17 protein-coding genes and 1 pseudogene are annotated in these 18052 nt (G+C 42.4%); 13 read left to right on the top strand and 5 right to left on the bottom strand.

All coding sequences use genetic code 11. The features are described from left to right. Positions 1 to 2: 2 nt before the first annotated feature. The 5 genes and pseudogenes from DW125_RS09330 to DW125_RS09310 form a co-directional block, all read left to right on the top strand. Positions 3 to 191 (top strand): DUF951 domain-containing protein, encoded by a 189-nt coding sequence (locus tag DW125_RS09330; RefSeq protein ID WP_021860561.1) that lies wholly within the window; start codon positions 3 to 5, stop codon positions 189 to 191. 130 nt (positions 192 to 321) lie between these two features. Then, positions 322 to 609: a 30S ribosomal protein S6 gene (gene rpsF, locus DW125_RS09325; RefSeq protein WP_021860562.1), complete on the top strand. Its 288-nt coding sequence runs from the start codon at positions 322 to 324 to the stop codon at positions 607 to 609. Between the two features lie 20 nt (positions 610 to 629). After that, the gene (locus tag DW125_RS09320; protein WP_021860563.1) at positions 630 to 1085 is read left to right on the top strand and encodes a single-stranded DNA-binding protein; all 456 of its coding nucleotides are present in this window, start codon (positions 630 to 632) and stop codon (positions 1083 to 1085) included. 21 nt (positions 1086 to 1106) lie between these two features. After that, positions 1107 to 1373 carry a 30S ribosomal protein S18 gene (gene rpsR / locus DW125_RS09315; RefSeq protein WP_004607925.1) on the top strand — a complete coding sequence of 89 codons (267 nt, stop codon included), beginning with the start codon at positions 1107 to 1109 and terminating at the stop codon, positions 1371 to 1373. A gap of 305 nt (positions 1374 to 1678) precedes the next feature. Next, positions 1679 to 2176: pseudogene (locus DW125_RS09310) on the top strand (transposase-like zinc-binding domain-containing protein); the annotation flags it as partial. Between the two features lie 417 nt (positions 2177 to 2593). Here DW125_RS09310 and DW125_RS09305 read toward each other — a convergent pair. Continuing rightward, positions 2594 to 3727 (bottom strand): HAMP domain-containing sensor histidine kinase, encoded by a 1134-nt coding sequence (locus DW125_RS09305; protein ID WP_117537952.1) that lies wholly within the window; start codon positions 3725 to 3727, stop codon positions 2594 to 2596. Then, positions 3724 to 4398 (bottom strand): response regulator transcription factor, encoded by a 675-nt coding sequence (locus tag DW125_RS09300; protein WP_117537951.1) that lies wholly within the window; start codon positions 4396 to 4398, stop codon positions 3724 to 3726. Before DW125_RS09300 ends, DW125_RS09305 begins: the two co-directional genes overlap by 4 nt. On the opposite strand from DW125_RS09300, the gene DW125_RS14590 reads away from it, so the two are divergent. From DW125_RS14590 to DW125_RS09285, 3 genes are read left to right on the top strand one after another with little or no spacing between them, the layout of a single operon-like run. After that, on the top strand, positions 4326 to 4667 hold the full coding sequence (locus DW125_RS14590) for a CD1871A family CXXC motif-containing protein (protein WP_330411866.1): 342 nt from the start codon (positions 4326 to 4328) through the stop codon (positions 4665 to 4667). The two genes, DW125_RS09300 and DW125_RS14590, sit on opposite strands and share 73 nt — an antisense overlap. Then, the gene (locus tag DW125_RS09290) at positions 4660 to 5553 is read left to right on the top strand and encodes a 4Fe-4S binding protein (protein WP_330411865.1); all 894 of its coding nucleotides are present in this window, start codon (positions 4660 to 4662) and stop codon (positions 5551 to 5553) included. Before DW125_RS14590 ends, DW125_RS09290 begins: the two co-directional genes overlap by 8 nt. Before the next feature lie 2 nt (positions 5554 to 5555). Beyond that, positions 5556 to 6548, top strand: a complete 993-nt coding sequence (locus DW125_RS09285) for a TlpA family protein disulfide reductase (RefSeq protein WP_021860569.1) — start codon at positions 5556 to 5558, stop codon at positions 6546 to 6548. A 187-nt stretch (positions 6549 to 6735) separates the two neighbouring features. Here DW125_RS09285 and DW125_RS09280 read toward each other — a convergent pair whose 3' ends face one another. Continuing rightward, positions 6736 to 7722, bottom strand: coding sequence for a cation diffusion facilitator family transporter (locus DW125_RS09280; RefSeq protein WP_117537949.1), 987 nt, complete (start codon positions 7720 to 7722; stop codon positions 6736 to 6738). A gap of 645 nt (positions 7723 to 8367) precedes the next feature. On the opposite strand from DW125_RS09280, the gene ileS reads away from it, so the two are divergent. The 5 genes from ileS to DW125_RS09255 all read left to right on the top strand — a co-directional run bounded on the left by ileS (position 8368) and on the right by DW125_RS09255 (position 16506). Beyond that, a complete protein-coding gene (gene ileS / locus DW125_RS09275; protein ID WP_021860571.1) occupies positions 8368 to 11526 on the top strand; it encodes an isoleucine--tRNA ligase in 3159 nt (1052 codons plus the stop codon). A gap of 33 nt (positions 11527 to 11559) precedes the next feature. After that, positions 11560 to 14034, top strand: coding sequence for a glycogen/starch/alpha-glucan phosphorylase (locus tag DW125_RS09270; RefSeq protein ID WP_021860572.1), 2475 nt, complete (start codon positions 11560 to 11562; stop codon positions 14032 to 14034). 67 nt (positions 14035 to 14101) lie between these two features. After that, complete coding sequence (locus DW125_RS09265) at positions 14102 to 15178, top strand: SpoIID/LytB domain-containing protein (RefSeq protein ID WP_117537948.1); 1077 nt, start codon at positions 14102 to 14104, stop codon at positions 15176 to 15178. 87 nt (positions 15179 to 15265) lie between these two features. Next, entirely contained in the window at positions 15266 to 16072 is an 807-nt protein-coding gene (locus DW125_RS09260) for a M23 family metallopeptidase (protein WP_117537947.1), read from the top strand. 128 nt (positions 16073 to 16200) lie between these two features. Further along, positions 16201 to 16506, top strand: coding sequence for a GIY-YIG nuclease family protein (locus tag DW125_RS09255; RefSeq protein ID WP_117537994.1), 306 nt, complete (start codon positions 16201 to 16203; stop codon positions 16504 to 16506). Here the strand turns inward: DW125_RS09255 and trhA are convergent. Both trhA and DW125_RS09245 read right to left on the bottom strand, forming a co-directional pair. Next, positions 16444 to 17109: a PAQR family membrane homeostasis protein TrhA gene (gene trhA / locus DW125_RS09250; protein WP_021860576.1), complete on the bottom strand. Its 666-nt coding sequence runs from the start codon at positions 17107 to 17109 to the stop codon at positions 16444 to 16446. The genes DW125_RS09255 and trhA overlap by 63 nt on opposite strands. Before the next feature lie 216 nt (positions 17110 to 17325). Continuing rightward, complete coding sequence (locus tag DW125_RS09245) at positions 17326 to 17940, bottom strand: nucleoside recognition protein (protein WP_117537946.1); 615 nt, start codon at positions 17938 to 17940, stop codon at positions 17326 to 17328. Positions 17941 to 18052 lie beyond the last annotated feature (112 nt).

The raw sequence follows: 18052 nt of genomic DNA, 5'->3' as shown, positions 1-18052 counted from the left end.
AAATGGCTTATATATATGAAGTGGGCGATATCGTTACATTGAAGAAACCGCATCCGTGTGGAAGCAAAGAGTGGGAGATTCTGCGTGTTGGAGCGGATTTCCGGTTGAAATGTATGGGGTGCGGACATCAGATCATGACCGCGAGAAAGCTTGTTGAAAAAAATACAAGAGATTTGAAGAAAAAAGCTTGAAACAATTAAGCCTTTATGTTATCATATCAAATTGTGATACACTATTATTCCGTGTATAACCATGCGCGGAAATCCTTGCTCCCACATAAGCGGGCGGGGGCCAAAAGACCAGAAGGAGGTGCAGGACGACATGAACAAATATGAATTAGCTGTTGTTGTCAGTGCAAAAATCGAAGACGACGAAAGAGCACAGGTTATCGAAAAAGTGAAAGCATTAGTTGAGCGTTTCGGTGGCAAGATCTCTGACGTTGATGAATGGGGTAAGAAAAGATTAGCTTACGAGATTCAGAAGATGAAAGAAGCATATTACTATTTCATCCACTTCGAGTCTGATGCTGAGACTCCAGGCGAAATCGAGCAGAGAATTCGCATCATGGATAATGTAGTCAGATATTTATGCGTTAGACAGGAAGCATAGACAGGAAGTAGAGGTATAATATGAATAAAGTAATTTTGATGGGACGCTTAACAAGGGATCCAGAAGTTAGATATTCACAGGGTGATAACTCTATGGCAATTGCCAGATATACATTAGCTGTTGACCGCAGATTCCGTCGTAACAATGACGGAGAGCAGACTGCAGACTTCATCGGATGTGTTGCATTCGGAAGAAGTGCAGAGTTCGCGGAGAAGTATTTCCGTCAGGGTCTGAAGGTAATCGTTACAGGACGTATTCAGACAGGAAGCTACACGAACAAAGAAGGTCAGAAAATTTACACAACAGATGTTGTTGTAGAAGATCAGGAATTTGCAGAGAGCAAAGCAGTCAGTGATGCTAACGCAGGAAGTTTCCGCCAGGCGGCTCCTTCACCGGCACCAGCTCCGGCAGCGGATGCAGGCGACGGCTTCATGAATATTCCAGATGGAATTGACGAAGAATTACCGTTCAACTAAGAATTGAAAGGAGAGTTAATCATGGCTTACGATAAAGGAAATCGTCCAGAAGGCGGCTTCAAGAGAAGAGGCGGCGGACGTAGAAGAAAAAAAGTTTGCGTATTCTGTGGAAAAGAGAATAACGAGATCGATTACAAGGATGTAGCAAAATTAAGAAAGTACATCTCTGAGAGAGGAAAAATCCTTCCGAGAAGAATTACAGGAAACTGTGCTAAACATCAGAGAGCTCTTACAGTAGCTATCAAGAGAGCACGTCACGTTGCTCTTATGCCATACGTACAGGACTAATTTGCACGGCATTTAAGTATGAATAATAGAAAGCCTTTAAGTACTGATAGAATTAGTATTTAAAGGCTTTTTTTGTAGTTGGATTTGCGCCTGCGAATTCTTATAATTTGAGTTATAGGACAAAATGTGTTGATAGAAACCGCCTTCAGCCCTTGAAAATAAAGGGTTGAAGGCGGTTTAATCTTTTTTTAAACAACTTTGAGGGTGGACAAAACGTGTTGATAAAAAGTCTCCAAACCCTTGAAAATAAAGGAACTAAAGGCTTTTAATCTTCCTTAAAATAAGAACCATGGAGGGAAGATTAGATGAATCAAGTAAATTGTCCTGTTTGTGGTATGAAATGTGTGAAGTCTGGAAAGACAAAAGCTGGTTCGCAACGTTGGCTTTGTAAGAATTGCAAAACGTCACTAACGCATAAAATTAATAATGAATCCAAGGAACTGCAAATCTTTTTGGATTGGCTGTTTGGAAAAGAATCTCAATCAACAATGTCTGGAGAAGGAAGATCCTTTAGAAGAAAGACAGCAAAGTTCTGGGATATATGGGCTATGCCGCCAAAGATAGCAGAATCTAGAGATGTAGTATTTCTCGATGGGATCTATCTTGGTCGGAAAGCATGCGTTTTGATTTGCTGTGATGAAAAGCATGTGTTGGGATGGTATTTGTGTCGTTATGAACATGCAGGAGCCTGGATCGCTTTGATGAAACGTATTGCTGAGCCAAGGATGGTAGTGTCTGATGGGGGTACAGGTTTTGCAAAAGCACTCAAAAAGGCATGGCCAAAAGCAAAACATCAAAGGTGTAGGGAACTTCATGAATGGGTAGCAAAAGGCAGGAGTCCTTATGATAATGGCGATTATATCTGTGGAGCCGGTGGGTATCCCCTTGATTTCATCAGTGCTTTGCGAGCCGAAAAAGAATTACAAGATTGGTTTGACAGTTTATCAGAAGCAGAAAAAGAGGCGAAAAGACAGGGTCGCAGTTATCAGTATGCTACCGAAACAGACGAGATTTATTTTGATATATCCACCTTTCAGATACTGATGCAGAAGACGATGACTTGCCCTTCCAATAATATGCGAATCAACAAAAATAATGCAAAATCGGCGGGCTAATTTGACCGCCGATAAAAAATCAAAAAATTTACACACTTTGCCTGACAAACCCAAAGGTCCGGTGGACCTTTTTTAGTCGTTATCGTAACACACCCTTTTTTTGTGCTATCTTTCTTTCGGCAGGCTTACGAGAATGGTAGTTCCTTCTTTGGAGCTTTCTTCCACTTTTACAGACCCGCCGTGAAGTGAGGCAATCTCCCAAACGAGAGAAAGACCAAGTCCTACGCCGCCATGGGCGCGGCTGCGGGATTTATCGACACGGAAAAATGGCTGGAAAATGCTTTGCTGATCTGTTTTGGCAATTCCAAAACCATGATCTTTTATCCGGATCAGATGATATTTCTTATCTTCACAGACGGAAATGCGAACAGCGCCGCTCTTTCGGTTATAGCGAATTGCATTTTCAGTAAGATTAAAAAGCATACGATAGATTAAAGTATCGCTTCCAATGAAACGGGCGTCTCCATCGGAAGACAGCGCGATATGTTTCTCTTCGGCGAGAGGGGCAAGGTCGGTAAATATTTCCTCCACCATCGGAGCAAGTTCGATCGCATCCTCACATGGTACGCTGTTGAGCTCGCTCATTTCCAGAAGGATTTTCGTCATCTGTGACATGCGTTCTGTCTGTTCTTTTATAAGATCGAGAACGTTGCGCGTCTCATCGTCTACATCCGGGTGTTCCATGGAAAATAAATCCATTTGTGCCTGCAAAAGTGCAAGCGGGGTGCGAAGTTCATGGGCAGCATTGCCGGTGAATTGCCGCTGGCTTTTGAATCCTTCATCAAGACGGTCGATCATACTGTTGAAAGAGCGACAGAACTGTCGAAACTCCGGAAGCACATCTTCACTCACTTTCATATCTGATAAATTGTCAGGCTGTACTTTTTCAATCTGAGAGGCAAAGCTTTTCAGTGGCTTTAGTGCATGTCCACTGACAAAATAAGCGAGCGCCGCGCCAAGCAGTGTGACAGCCGCTGTAATATACCAGCTTGTCAGACTGAAGGAGTTCTGGGCGCCGCTTACAATGATCGTAAGCGCATTATCGAGGTCCTTGCTGCTTGGGTCAAAGGATTCGGTTTTGTCGCTGTTTGTATCACTGTAAGTAGAGATGTCATTTCCAATTGTATCCATATAATGCTTACCGGAATAGCCGATCAGGCAATTCATAAGTACGCATGTGACACAGATTAAAACGGCAGTCATTAAAGTGATCCGCCATTGTAAAGATAATTTTTTCATTGGCGTTCCTCCATTACGTATCCTTCTCCTATGCGGTTGTGTATCGGGTCGTATCCTAAAGCGGTGCGCAGCTTCTTTCTGAGAGAAGAAATATGCACTCTTATGGAATTGCTGAAATTATCGACGCTGCTGTCCCACACATGTTCAATAAATTCTTCCTGGCTGATCGGACGCCCCTGATTCAACATTAGATATTCTAAAATCCCCGTTTCCTTCCTTGTAAGAGAAATGTTCGAACCTTTGGCAGAAGCTTTGCGTGCCTTTGTATCAAAGGAAAGCTCCTGGCAGGTCAGCACGACGTCGTGCTGTGTGAATCGTCGAAGTGTAAGAGCACGTATTCTTGCGGCCAGTTCTTCCAAATGAAATGGTTTTGTAAGGTAATCGTTGGCGCCGGCATCTAATCCGGCAACTTTATCGGCGACTTCGCTTCGGGCCGAAAGGATCAGAACTTTCGTATCAAAATCATTTTCTCGAAGTGCCTTAAGAACGCTCATGCCATCTTTTCTTGGAAGGTTAAGATCCAAAACGACAAGGTCAAAATGATCCACAGCGAGCATGTCGATCGCAGTCTGCCCATCGTGGCAATAATCTACACTGTATGAAAGGTGTTTTAAGCTGCGTACGATCGTGTCGCAGAGCACCTTCTCATCTTCTACTATTAAAATATGCATATATGTTTCCTCCTGGTATCAGTATAGCATATGGACATAAAATCTTTGTTAAGTTTTGCTTCTTAACAAGGATTTTATACATGCCGTGTTATAATGAGGCAGAAATGAAGGGAGTGATCAAATTGTTTCATAGAAAAAAAGCTATGATCCAGGGCGCTTTACTAATAGCCGCGATATGCATGGTATGCTTCGGAGCAATGCGAGGCGAAGTGGATTCAGTATTCAGTAAGGCAATCCGATTGTGTCTGGAGTGTGTTGGCATTGGATAAGAATAAGAAGAAAAAAACATCTATAATTATAAGTCGTTTCCGTGGATGGATCCAGGCGGGAGCGGCATTGCTTACAAATATACATTTGCCAAATTTTATAAAGGGGAGTATTTACCAAGGTAAAGGGAAAGCCGTATGTGTGCCGGGATTGAACTGTTATTCTTGCCCCGCGGCAGCAGGTGCCTGTCCGATCGGCGCATTTCAGGCAGTGGTAGGCGCATCAAAATTTCGCTTTTCCTACTATATAAGTGGATTTCTGATCCTGATCGGTGTCCTGTTGGGGCGTTTTGTATGTGGATTCTTATGTCCTTTCGGCTGGCTTCAGGATCTGCTGCATAAGATTCCTTGCAAAAAGTTTTCCACAATGAAGTTAAAGCCTTTTCGTTGGATCAAATATATCGTGCTTTTATTCGCGGTTATCCTGCTGCCGGCTTTTCTTGTAAATGATGTGGGAATGTCGGATCCAATTTTCTGTAAATACATTTGCCCACAGGGTGTGTTGGAAGGGGCCATCCCGCTGGCCATCGTAAATGAAGGAATCCGTCAGGCGCTTGGAGCATTATTTACAAGGAAATTAATTATTTTGCTTGTAATCGTAGTATTAAGTATTTTATTTTACCGTCCGTTTTGCAAATGGATCTGCCCATTAGGTGCATTTTACGCATTGATGAATAAAGTATCCCTCTTAGGTATCCAAGTGGACGATCGTAGATGCATTTCCTGTGGAAAATGTGCCCGCGTATGCAAGATGGATGTGGATATCACGAAGACACCTGACCACACGGAATGTATCCGCTGTGGCAAATGTATAAAAGAATGCCCGGCCGAAGCACTTAGGTTTCGATATGGTTTTAGTAAAAATAATAAATGTAAAGGAGATAAATAATTATGATGAAAACAAAACTTTTAAAAACAACAGCTGTAACAATGACACTCATTTTAGCACTTGGACTCAGTGCATGTACTTCTGGTAACAGCAAGGATAGCAGCTCCGGGAAAACTGCCCAGACAGAAAGTGACAGCAAAAATAATCCGGACAGCAAAGAAGAAGCGGCAAAGCTTTATCAGAAGCTGATGCAGAAAGAAAATGATATTCTGGCAGCCAACTCCAAGCTTTGGGAAAAAGTATTCCTGGCAGCCAATAAGAACAATCCGATGATTGAAGATGGTACAAACTATGGAGATTTTCTCCTTAAGACAATCGACGGTGCGAAGGATCAATTTTCAAAAGACGAATTGAAAACATTGAAAGAAGGAGCAGAAGAAATCAAGAAGATCGAAGGAAGACTGACTGTTTTAGAACAGAAATATCCGGATTGCGGAACGAAACCAGGTTCTGGCGACAGCGTGGATGCAAGCGAAGCAGGCATGAGTACATCCGATAATAAAGATGATAAGAGTACAGAAAAAAGTAGTGCGATAAGTTTCCCAGGCTTCAAAGGAAAAGATCTTGACGGCAATGCAGTAGACAGCAAGAAGCTTTTTGCGAAAAATAAAGTGACAGTCGTAAATTTCTGGTTCACTACATGCAACCCATGTGTCGGTGAGCTGAAAGATTTGCAGGCGCTCAATAAAAAGCTTCAGAAAAAAGGCGGCGAAGTGATAGGTGTCAACACCTTTACAATCGACGGCGACAAAGCAGCCATCAAAGAAGCGAAAGATATTTTATCAAAAAAGAAAATTACTTACAAAAATGTATGGTTTGCCACAAATAGTGAAGCAGGAAAATTTACTTCCGGACTCTTCTCTTACCCGACGACATACGTCGTTGACCAGAAGGGTAATATCGTAGGAGAGCCAATCGTAGGCGCCATCACAGCGAAAGATCAGGCAAAGAGACTGAATGAGCTCATTGATCAGGCAATCGAAAATGGGAAATAATTCTTTGTAATTGTTGCCTGCAGTTGATATGCATTTTATAACTGAAATGTATAAAGCAAGGGCGAAAGCTTGATTTTATACAAGCCTCTCGCTCCTTGCTTTATATTCTTTATATCCTTACTAACAATAAAGACAATTCCTATTGGTATTTTCACGTTTCCTGTTGCAATTGGGAGTGTACAATTATTTACACTTCCCTTGTTCCTTCCTGCATTTCTTGCATCTGTTCTTCAAGAATTTTCTGCTCCAGTGCAGCTTTCTCTGCTCCGGTGAAAGCAATATCCGGCAGAAGCTCAAAATAAAAATCAGGATATTCTTCAGCGAGAGCTGCAATACACTCTGACTGGATGGCTTTGAATTTAGCAAGTGATACGAGGTCCTTTTCAAATGTGATATAGACACTGATCCACAGCTTACGTCCTGTACGCAGAATATCATAATACAATTTCTGATAACCATAAGTGCGGATGATCGGTTCCACAAGGTTTTTGATTTCTTCAATGGTGTCTTCTTCCGGTGGGATCAGCATAAGATCACGGAATGCTGTGATAATAGTGCGGATCGGTGCCGGAAGCATGATGACAGACAACGTAATCGTGATAATCTGATCCAGGTAAGGAATAACTGGTTTAAACCATGCAAATGGCAGCAGTATCGGCAGTAAAAAGGCAACTGCCATGCCGAGAGACAGAAAGCTGTCAATTTTCCATCCCTGCATTTCCATATTGATCATAGGAGATGCCATCGTTTTATTTTTTATACTCAGATAAATAGTGACTACAATGCCAAGGAAACATGCGAAAAATTCAAATGACGCAATCGTATGGAAGGATACGATGTGCCCACCGTGGAGCATCAGATGAATATTGTTGAAGATCAGCCCGAATGTTACAGAGACCATGGTGATTCCTTTGACAACAACGAAGATGGATTCAATCTGGGTGTATCCAAACGGATGCTGTTCATTGGATGGGCGGTATAGCAATGGAATAAGGAAAAGCGATGGCAGCAGCATGCAAAATTCTACTCCATCATAAACTGCATCCAGAAGCACCGCCTGTGAACCTGTAAAAATAGCCATGAGAAGCTCGATAACAACAAAAACCAGATTCCCGTATAAAGAAACCGACATAGCTGATTTTTCTCTTTTCTGCGCTTTCTTACCTATATGCATAAAATCCTCCGAATATTGTAATTTTTTATTTTAGTATAAAAGAAAAAAATAAAAATGGCAAATAAAACCTTGACGAAATAAAGCGAAAACTCGTATAATAAGAACGCATATGAAAAGATATAAAACGTTGACGGAGACAGTACGATATAGCAGAACGTCACAGCGAGCCGGAGATGGTGGAAGTCCGGTACAAGTAACGATATCCGAAGATCACTTCCGAGTTGCAGACATCCAAAAGCGCAAGCTTAGTAGATGCTGACGGCATTTCCCCGTTACAGGAAAAGCATATGATAGTATGTTTAGGTGGTTTATAAACGCAGGCACAGCTTTCGTCCTATACAGGATGGAAGCTTTTTTTATATAATAGAAATTGCATTTCCTATTATATAAAAAAAGCCTCCGGCAGAATGCGCACTCGCGCGAAGAGGTAGATTGTTGTAAACAACCGCGCTCAGCGCGGGAATGTGCTAAGGCACATTCTATTTTATTTATCCTATACATGCAAAAAATGTTAATATTCATCCCAATTTTCCCCCACGATGTGGAAAAAAGATGTGGAAAATGTGGAAAACTATCAAAAGATATTAAAAGGGGACGGGGATTTTCTAGAAATGCCCCGTCCCCCATCAGAGAAGGAGGAGAATCATGTATAAGAAAGTTTCGACAGACATGAATTTTGTAGACCGCGAGAAGGCTACAGAGAAGTTCTGGGAAGAGAATCACATTTTTGAGAAGAGTATGGAAGACCGTGAAGGCTGTCCACAGTATATGTTTTACGACGGACCGCCGACAGCAAATGGTAAACCGCATATCGGTCACGTACTGACTCGTGTTATTAAAGATATGATCCCGCGTTATCGTACAATGAAGGGATATGAAGTACCGAGAAAGGCCGGATGGGATACACACGGTCTGCCGGTTGAGCTGGAAGTTGAGAAAGCTCTTGGACTGGACGGAAAAGAACAGATCGAGAAATATGGTGTAGAGCCATTTATTAAGAAATGTAAAGAAAGCGTATGGAAATACAAAGGTATGTGGGAAGATTTCTCTAATACTGTAGGTTTCTGGGCTGACATGGATGATCCGTATGTTACTTATCACAATGACTTTATCGAGTCTGAGTGGTGGGCACTGAAGAAGATCTGGGACAAAGGTCTTCTGTACAAAGGATTCAAGATTGTTCCTTATTGCCCTCGTTGTGGAACTCCGCTTTCTGCACAGGAAGTAGCACAGGGATATAAAGATGTAAAAGAACGTTCTGCAATTGTACGTTTCAAAGTTGTCGGAGAAGATGCATATTTCCTCGCATGGACAACTACACCTTGGACACTGCCGTCCAACATCGGTCTTTGTGTAAATCCGGAAGAAGACTACGCAAAAGTAAAGGCTGCTGACGGATATGTTTATTACATGGCACAGGCGCTTCTGGATACTGTTCTTGGTGGACTTGCTGAGAAATCAGGAAACGAAGGTCCGGATTATGAAATTCTGGAAACATACAAAGGACAGGATCTGGAATACAAAGAATACGAGCCGCTGTACCAGTGTGCATATGACTGCGCAGCGAAACAGAATAAAAAAGCATTCTTCGTTACATGCGATACTTATGTAACACTGACAGATGGTACCGGTGTTGTTCATATCGCACCTGCATTTGGTGAAGACGATGCCAAAGTCGGACGTAAATATGACATGCCGTTCGTACAGTTAGTAGACGAAAAAGGTGATATGGGAGAGACTACACCATTTGCCGGTATTTTCGTAAAGAAAGCAGATCCAGAAGTATTAAAAGATTTGGATGAGAGAAAACTTCTCTTCGACGCGCCGAAGTTTGAACACAGCTATCCACACTGCTGGAGATGTGATACACCACTGATTTACTACGCTCGTGAGTCATGGTTTATCAAGATGACAGAAGTTAAAGACGATTTGATCGCCAACAACAACACGATCAACTGGATCCCGGAAAGCATCGGAAAAGGACGTTTCGGCGACTGGCTGGAAAATGTCCAGGACTGGGGTATCAGCCGTAACCGCTACTGGGGAACTCCGTTAAATATCTGGGAGTGCGAGTGCGGATGCCAGCATTCAATCGGAAGTATTGAAGAACTGAAATCTATGTCCGACAACTGTCCGGATGAGATCGAATTACACCGTCCATATATCGACAATGTAACGATCAAGTGTCCGAAGTGTGGCAAGCCAATGCACCGCGTACCGGAAGTTATCGACTGCTGGTTTGACAGTGGATCTATGCCGTTTGCACAGTACCACTATCCATTTGAGAATCAGGATCTGTTCGAGAAGCATTTCCCGGCAGACTTTATTTCCGAGGCGGTAGACCAGACACGTGGATGGTTCTATTCCTTACTGGCTATTTCCACATTGATTTTCAACAAAGCTCCGTATAAGAACGTTATCGTTCTGGGACATGTACAGGATGAGAATGGACAGAAGATGAGTAAATCCAAGGGAAATGCAGTTGATCCGTTTGATGCACTGGAGAAATACGGAGCAGATGCGATCCGCTGGTATTTCTATGTAAACAGTGCACCGTGGCTGCCGAACCGTTTCCATGGAAAAGCTGTTGTAGAAGGACAGAGAAAATTCATGGGAACTCTGTGGAATACTTATGCGTTTTTCGTACTGTATGCAAATATTGATAATTTCGATGCAACAAAATATGTACTGGAATATGATAAATTATCCGTTATGGATAAATGGTTATTATCCAAATTAAATACACTGATCAAAGACGTAGATGATCATCTTGCAAATTACAGAATCCCGGAAGCAGCAAGAGCACTTCAGGAATTTGTAGATGATATGAGTAACTGGTATGTAAGAAGAAGCCGTGAGCGTTTCTGGGCAAAAGGAATGGAGCAGGATAAGATCAATGCTTACATGACTCTGTACACAGCGCTTGTTGAAGTGAGCAAGGTTGCTGCACCGATGATTCCGTTCATGACAGAAGATATTTACCAGAACCTCGTAAGAAGCCTGGATGAGAGCGCACCGGAGAGTATCCACCTGTGCGATTATCCGACTGTAAATGAGGAGCACATTGACAAAGAACTGGAAGATAACATGGAGAAACTTCTGAAACTGGTTGTTATGGGACGTGCCTGCAGAAATACTGCAAATATCAAAAACCGTCAGCCGATTGGAAAAATGTATGTGAAAGCTGATTTTGAACTTCCGGAGTTCTATCAGGAGATTATCGAAGACGAATTGAATGTAAAAACTATGGAATTTACACAAGAAGTTCGTGATTTCACCTCCTATTCTTTCAAACCTCAGCTAAAGACGGTAGGTCCAAAATATGGTAAAATGTTAGGTGGAATCAAAGCTGCACTTGGCTCATTAGACGGAAACGCAGCAATGGATGAGCTGAATGCAACCGATTCTTTAAAACTGGATATCAATGGACAGGAGATTACTTTATTCCGCGAGGATCTTCTGATTGACACTGCACAGATGGAAGGCTATGTATCTGAAAATGATAACGGAATTACCGTTGTTTTGGATACAAACTTGACAGAAGAACTTCTGACAGAAGGATTTGTACGTGAGATCATCAGCAAAGTACAGACGATGCGTAAAGAAGCCGGTTTTGAAGTTATGGATCAGATCGCGATCACATACGAGGGAACCGAGAAGGCTGAGAAGATTTTCGCAGAGCATGCAGATGAGATCGCCGGAGAGACTCTGGGCATAAGCGCAGTGAAACAGACACCGTCAGGATATGTGAAAGAATGGAAGATCAACGGAGAGAATGTAACACTCGGCGTGGAAAAACAGTAATCTGTGCCCCTCCGTAAAGAAAGGAATGTGAAAATGATCAATCCAAGATTTGAAAAACAGGCGTTTAAAAAAGAAGTTAAAAATAATGTAAAAACCCTGTTTCGTAAGACAATTGAAGAAGCAACCCCGCAGCAGTTATTCCAGGCAGTCTCTTATGCTGTAAAAGAAGCGATTATCGATGACTGGATCGCGACTCAGGAACAGTATGAGAAAGATGATCCGAAGATGGTTTATTACATGTCTATGGAATTTCTGATGGGACGTGCGCTTGGAAATAACCTGATCAATATGACCGCTTACAAAGAGGTGAAGGAAGCTTTAGATGAGCTTGGCATCGATCTTAATGCAATCGAGGACCAGGAGCCGGATCCGGCTCTTGGTAACGGTGGCCTTGGAAGACTGGCAGCTTGTTTTTTAGACTCACTTGCAACACTGGGATATGCAGCTTACGGCTGTGGAATCCGCTACCGCTATGGTATGTTCAAGCAGAAGATTGAGGACGGCTATCAGGTAGAGACTCCGGATAACTGGTTAAAAGACGGCAATCCGTTTGAACTGAAACGTCCGGAGTATGCCAAAGAAGTACGTTTTGGCGGAAACATCCGTGTAGAGTATGACGAGCATGGAAAGACACATTTTGTACAGGAAAATTACGAATCTGTACTGGCTGTTCCGTATGATTATCCGATTGTCGGATACAACAACCATATCGTCAATACTTTACGAATCTGGGATGCAGAGCCAATCGTAGACTTCCAGTTAGATTCCTTTGACCGTGGAGATTATCACAAAGCGGTTGAGCAGCAGAACCTTGCGAAGAATATCGTAGAAGTGCTGTATCCGAACGATAATCACTACGCAGGAAAAGAACTGCGTCTGAAACAGCAGTATTTCTTCGTATCTGCAAGCTTACAGGCAGCAATTGCTAAATTTAAGAAAAAACATACAGATTTACATGAACTGCCGGAGAAGATTACAATTCAGATGAACGATACACATCCGACTGTAGCAGTTGCAGAGTTAATGCGAATCCTTCTGGATGAAGAAAATATGGAATGGAACGATGCATGGGAGATTACAACAAAGACCTGTGCTTACACAAACCATACGATCATGGCAGAAGCGCTGGAGAAATGGCCGATCGACCTGTTCTCAAAACTGCTTCCTAGAGTTTACCAGATTATTCAGGAGATCGACCGTCGTTTCGTAATCCAGGTACGTGAGATGTATCCAGGAAATGAAGAAAAAGTTGCAAAAATGCAGATTTTAAGAGACGGACAGGTGAAGATGGCACATCTGGCAATCGTTGCCGGATATTCTGTCAATGGTGTTGCGCGCCTGCATACAGAGATCCTGAAAAAACAGGAGCTGCGTGATTTCTACGAGATGATGCCGGAGAAATTTAACAACAAGACAAACGGTATCACACAGAGACGTTTTCTGATGCACGGAAATCCGCTGCTTGCAGACTGGGTAACAGAAAAACTCGGAACAAAAGACTGGATCACAGATCTGCCGAAGATGTCCGGACTGAAAAAATGGCTGGATGACGAGGAAGCTCTGAAAGAGTTTATGTCTATCAAATATGAAAATAAAGTACGTCTTGCCAAATACATCAAGGAGCATAACGGTATCGAAGTAGATCCGACATCTATTTTCGATGTGCAGGTAAAACGTCTGCATGAGTACAAACGTCAGCTTCTTAACATTTTACACGTCATGTACTTATACAATCAGATTAAAGAGCATCCGGAGAAGAGCTTCTATCCAAGAACATTTATCTTTGGAGCGAAGGCTTCCGCAGGTTATATCCGTGCAAAACAGATCATTAAGCTGATCAACTCCGTAGCAGATGTTGTAAATAATGACCGCAGTATTAACGGTAAATTGAAAGTTGTATTTATCGAAGATTACCGTGTATCTAATGCTGAGTGGATTTTTGCGGCAGCAGATGTCAGTGAACAGATTTCTACAGCATCCAAGGAAGCATCCGGAACCGGTAACATGAAATTTATGTTAAATGGTGCCGCAACTCTGGGAACGATGGATGGAGCAAATGTGGAAATTGTAGAAGAAGTCGGAGCGGATAATGCATTTATCTTTGGTCTGAGTTCTGATGAAGTTATTAACTATGAGCAGAATGGTGGATACGATTCACGCCAGATCTACAACAGCGATCCAGAACTCAAACGAGTGGTTGACCAGCTGGTAGACGGTACTTATGCACAGGGTGATACAGAGATGTACCGCGATCTTTACAACTCACTGTTAATGCCACAGGGAAATAATCAGGCAGATGTATATTTCATCCTGAAAGATTTCCGCTCTTATGCCGAGGCACAGGAGAAAGTAGAGGCAGCTTACAGAGATAAAGACAGATGGGCTAAGATGGTCCTGTTAAATACAGCATCCTGCGGTAAGTTCTCATCAGACAGAACGATTCAGGAATATGTCGATGATATCTGGAAACTGGACAAAGAGACAATTTCAGAAGAAATTTACGAATAAAATTTGCAAATAAATTTGTGAATAAGCAGACAAGTCCTTCCATACAGTGTATGGGAGGGCTTTTTGTATGCATAGATATTTGAAAAAAGCAGTGTGTTATCTGGCGATACTGATCTGTGTGCCGTATTTTGTGACAGCATTTTTAAATGGCTCCGGGCGGGGAGGAAGCGTGGAAGTGGATGAGACGTATGTGCGGGTGGAGAGTAGTGAGTCGGGAGATGGCTCGGAAAACGGTGCAGATATAGCAGATGGGGATGAGAATGGCGGTGGCTCGAAAAATAGAGATGGTTCGGGAGGTAGAGATGTGGATGACGATAGTGTGAAGAACAGTGGATCAAAAGAGAAAAATGGAAATAATAGTAATTTGAGAGGTAGTAAGAAAATTATAGAAATGCCCTTAGAAGATTACGGAATTAGTGTCATGGCGAAAGAAATGCCCGGTTCATACAGAAAAGAAGCATGGAAAGCGCAGGCAGTACTTGTGCGTACCGCAATCTGCAAGAGAATGAACCACGACGGAAGTGATACTGTACTTGAGCAGAGTTATCTGACCGATGCACAGAAAAAACAGTTGTGGGGAAGCAATAAATATTATTCCTACTATAATAAATTAAAAAAAGCGTGGGAGGAGACGGATGGCGAGATCCTGACATGGAAAGGAAAACCGGCGTATGCACCATTTTGCAGGCTGACAAACGGAAGTACAAGGGATGCAATAGAGTCGCTGGGTGAAGAATATCCTTATCTCAAAAAAGTGACCTGTCCGAAAGATCTGGAAAATGAATGGCAGATCCAGACAACAATGGAGAAAAAATTAGATGCAAAAGTGACTGCACTCGATAGCGCCGGATATGTGAAAAAAGTGCGGGTTGGGGAAGAAATAATGAGCGGTGAAGCGTTCCGGGAGAAATATCATTTGGCGTCGTCGAGTTTTATTTTACAAAAATACGCTGGAAAACTGCGCATTATCACATGCGGTGTCGGACATGGATACGGAATGAGCCAGTATACGGCAAATGAAATGGCGAAAAAGGGGAAAACTTATAAGGAGATACTCGGTTATTTTTATAAAAAGACGAAAATCCGGGAGGTTGCGGAGATCGTACAAGGGGAAGGAGGACGTAAAAATCAGGTGGGAAAGTAGGTGATAATATAAAATTTAGAAAATGAATAAACTATGTGAATAAGGTTACCATGCGCTGGCAAAAATAAAGTCAGAGGTGGTGATTAGATGAATCAAGAGCAAAAAAAGAGACCAGGGCCGAAAAAAAGAAAACGAGGGCCTGCCGTTGCAGCCGTTTTGTGCTTTGTGGCAGCTATCGCAATAGTAGGAACATATACATTTAAAGACTACAAACAGGCGCAGAAAGAACAGTTGCAGGCAAAAATGGAACAAGAGAAGAAAGAAGCCGGAACGGACAAGATTGTGAACGAACCGGAAAAGAGTGCAGAAGAAAAAGGCGAAGGAAACACACCGTTAGATAACGTCCCGAATACAGAAGAACCGGATAATAACGATAAAAATACAGGAGCCGGAGAAAGTACATCTGATAATGAAAATGATTCAGATGGAACAACAGCCGGAGAAACACAAACAACCGGAAGTCGGGCAATATCCGGATTTGACGGGAAGAGTGAACTGCTCTGGCCGGTAGACGGCAGCATCCTGATGAACTACAGCATGGATAAAACCGTGTACTTTAAGACATTGGATCAGTACAAATACAATCCGGCAGTTATTTTCTCCGCAGAAGTCGGAGATCAAGTCATAGCAGCAACAACAGGCGTCGTAAAATCGATTGACAAAACTGCACAGACCGGAACAACCGTAACCGTTGATATTGGTAACGGCTATGAGCTGATTTATGGACAACTCAAGGAAGTGCCGGTGAAGACCGGGCAGTCGGTTACGGCAAAAACAACACTCGGTTATGTTAGTGAACCGACCAAATACTACAGCGCAGAAGGCAGCAATGTTTATTTTGAAATGCGGAAAAATGGGCAGCCGGTCAATCCGATTGAGTTCTTAGTCGAATAGGGGACGGGGATTTTCTAGAAAATCCCCGTCCCCTATTCGAAAGTCCCTGTCCCTTTTTCGTAACTGGACGGGATATCGTGGATAAGTTATACTGTGATGTAGATAAGATGTGGAAAGATGTGTGGAAAATGAATTATACATATATTTTAAAATGTGCGGATGGCACGTTATACACAGGCTGGACGAACGATGTGGAAAAGCGTGTGAAAATGCATAACGAAGGAAAGGGCGCCAAGTACACGAAGTACCGGCGCCCAGTTGAGCTGGTTTATTATGAGACATTCCAGACAAAATCTGAAGCTATGCGACGGGAGTATGAGATCAAACAACTGCCGCGGAAGAAGAAAGAGCTTCTGCTCGCTACATTTCAATTAACGGAGAACAAAGTTGTACATAACGATGAAGTGGCAGAAGCTTCCACCCATAACGAATAAGTGGAAGATCTCATGACTTCCGAAATTCTTATGACGGCGGTTGAAAATCGGCAGTTTCAGTGCGTAGATCACGCCGCCGACAGTGTAAATGATACCACCTGCAAGGAGCCATCCGAAAGCTGCCTGTGACATGGAGTTAAGAAGTTGTGTAAATGCAAGTACGCAGGTCCAGCCCATGCCGATATACAGAACGGAAGATACCCACTTCGGGCAGTTGATCCAGAAAGCCTTGATGATGATTCCGGCGATCGCAATACCCCACACAATAGAGAGCAAAATGATTCCGGTTTTGCCACCAAGCACGAGCAGACAGATCGGAGTGTAGCTTCCGGCGATCAGGACACTAATCATCATATGGTCGATTTTTTTCAAAATTTTATTAATCCGCGGCGTGCGGTTAAATGTATGGTATGTGGTGCTGGCTGCATAGAGCAGAATCAGGCTGACCGCATAAATCGCAATGGAAATAATATAAATGCGGGAAGGCTCTCTTGCTGCTTTGATCAGAAGTGGAATAGCTGCAAAAATTGCCATTAACATTCCGATAAAATGAGTGATCGCACTTCCTGGATCTTTGATATATTTTTGTATTGTATCTGACATAAATACCGCCTCCTAGAAATCGATAGTTCGACACGTAGTATTAAATACTACATCTATTTATATCCATATTATATCTCAAAAAATAAAAAAAGCAACCCCTGAAACAAAAAAATTTGAAAATCAAAGTATTTGGTGACTATTATGTGTTTTTCATATATAGAAAAATAAATATTTGTATAGCTACTTTTTAACATATCAATATGAAAAGAAGCTTTTCTAATAGGGGTGATGATTCTTGTATTTACAATATAAGATAGCGGTCAGCGTGCTGGCGCTGGTCGCAAGAATTCCGGCACCGGTAATGGCAGCAGGATTGACACTTCCGTACTGACTGCGGTATGCAATAATATTTACTGGAATCAGCTGTAGTGATGAAATGTTCAGAATGAGAAAATTACACATTTCTTTGCTCGCAGTGCCTGGAGGAAGCACCGGACCGGGAGCTTTTCCAGACCGCCGTTCCTTTTCCAAATCTGAAAGTGCCTGCATGGCATTTAATCCGGCAGGAGTCGCAGCCCATCCAAGCCCTAATATGTTGGCAATAATATTTGTAGAAATATGTGGTATTGCTTTATGGGAAGAGGGTAGTTCTGGAAATAAAAAATGTAGGAAGGGCAAAAGTTTCGCAGAAAGTTTCCGGATCATGCCTGCTTTCTGGGCGATTTCCATCATTCCGGTCCAAAAAGCCATAACTCCTGAAATTGTGATGCAAAGCGTCACTGCTTCTTTAGAAGAATCCAGCGCCGCTTTTGTTACTTCCGGAATCTGCCCGGTGAATGCGGCGAAGAAAATACCTGCAATGATCATGCCTGCCCAGAGAAGATTTAACATAGGATACCTCGAAAGTATTTTTTATTACAAACTTAAAGTATTTTATGAAAGAAAGGAAAAAGTTATGCTTAAGATAAAGGAGATATTTGCAACAAAGTGTGAATAGAATAAA

Origin of the sequence: Dorea sp. AM10-31 (assembly GCF_003435815.1) — a bacterium.
GTDB classification, from domain to species: domain Bacteria; phylum Bacillota; class Clostridia; order Lachnospirales; family Lachnospiraceae; genus Dorea_D; species Dorea_D hominis.
Note: the sequence above shows the minus strand (reverse complement) of the source record. Positions and strands in the feature narration are given on the sequence as shown.

Bases quoted from the DNA above. Each gene is read 5' to 3' on its own strand.
- DW125_RS09330 (WP_021860561.1), top strand. From the start codon at position 3: ATGGCTTATATATATGAAGTGGGCGATATCGTTACATTGAAGAAACCG.
- rpsF (WP_021860562.1), top strand. From the start codon at position 322: ATGAACAAATATGAATTAGCTGTTGTTGTCAGTGCAAAAATCGAAGAC.
- DW125_RS09320 (WP_021860563.1), top strand. From the start codon at position 630: ATGAATAAAGTAATTTTGATGGGACGCTTAACAAGGGATCCAGAAGTT.
- rpsR (WP_004607925.1), top strand. From the start codon at position 1,107: ATGGCTTACGATAAAGGAAATCGTCCAGAAGGCGGCTTCAAGAGAAGA.
- DW125_RS09305 (WP_117537952.1), bottom strand. From the start codon at position 3,727: ATGAAAAAATTATCTTTACAATGGCGGATCACTTTAATGACTGCCGTT.
- DW125_RS14590 (WP_330411866.1), top strand. From the start codon at position 4,326: ATGAAAGGTGTTTTAAGCTGCGTACGATCGTGTCGCAGAGCACCTTCT.
- DW125_RS09300 (WP_117537951.1), bottom strand. From the start codon at position 4,398: ATGCATATTTTAATAGTAGAAGATGAGAAGGTGCTCTGCGACACGATC.
- DW125_RS09285 (WP_021860569.1), top strand. From the start codon at position 5,556: ATGATGAAAACAAAACTTTTAAAAACAACAGCTGTAACAATGACACTC.
- DW125_RS09280 (WP_117537949.1), bottom strand. From the start codon at position 7,722: ATGCATATAGGTAAGAAAGCGCAGAAAAGAGAAAAATCAGCTATGTCG.
- ileS (WP_021860571.1), top strand. From the start codon at position 8,368: ATGTATAAGAAAGTTTCGACAGACATGAATTTTGTAGACCGCGAGAAG.
- DW125_RS09270 (WP_021860572.1), top strand. From the start codon at position 11,560: ATGATCAATCCAAGATTTGAAAAACAGGCGTTTAAAAAAGAAGTTAAA.
- DW125_RS09265 (WP_117537948.1), top strand. From the start codon at position 14,102: ATGCATAGATATTTGAAAAAAGCAGTGTGTTATCTGGCGATACTGATC.
- DW125_RS09260 (WP_117537947.1), top strand. From the start codon at position 15,266: ATGAATCAAGAGCAAAAAAAGAGACCAGGGCCGAAAAAAAGAAAACGA.
- DW125_RS09255 (WP_117537994.1), top strand. From the start codon at position 16,201: ATGAATTATACATATATTTTAAAATGTGCGGATGGCACGTTATACACA.
- trhA (WP_021860576.1), bottom strand. From the start codon at position 17,109: ATGTCAGATACAATACAAAAATATATCAAAGATCCAGGAAGTGCGATC.
- DW125_RS09245 (WP_117537946.1), bottom strand. From the start codon at position 17,940: ATGTTAAATCTTCTCTGGGCAGGCATGATCATTGCAGGTATTTTCTTC.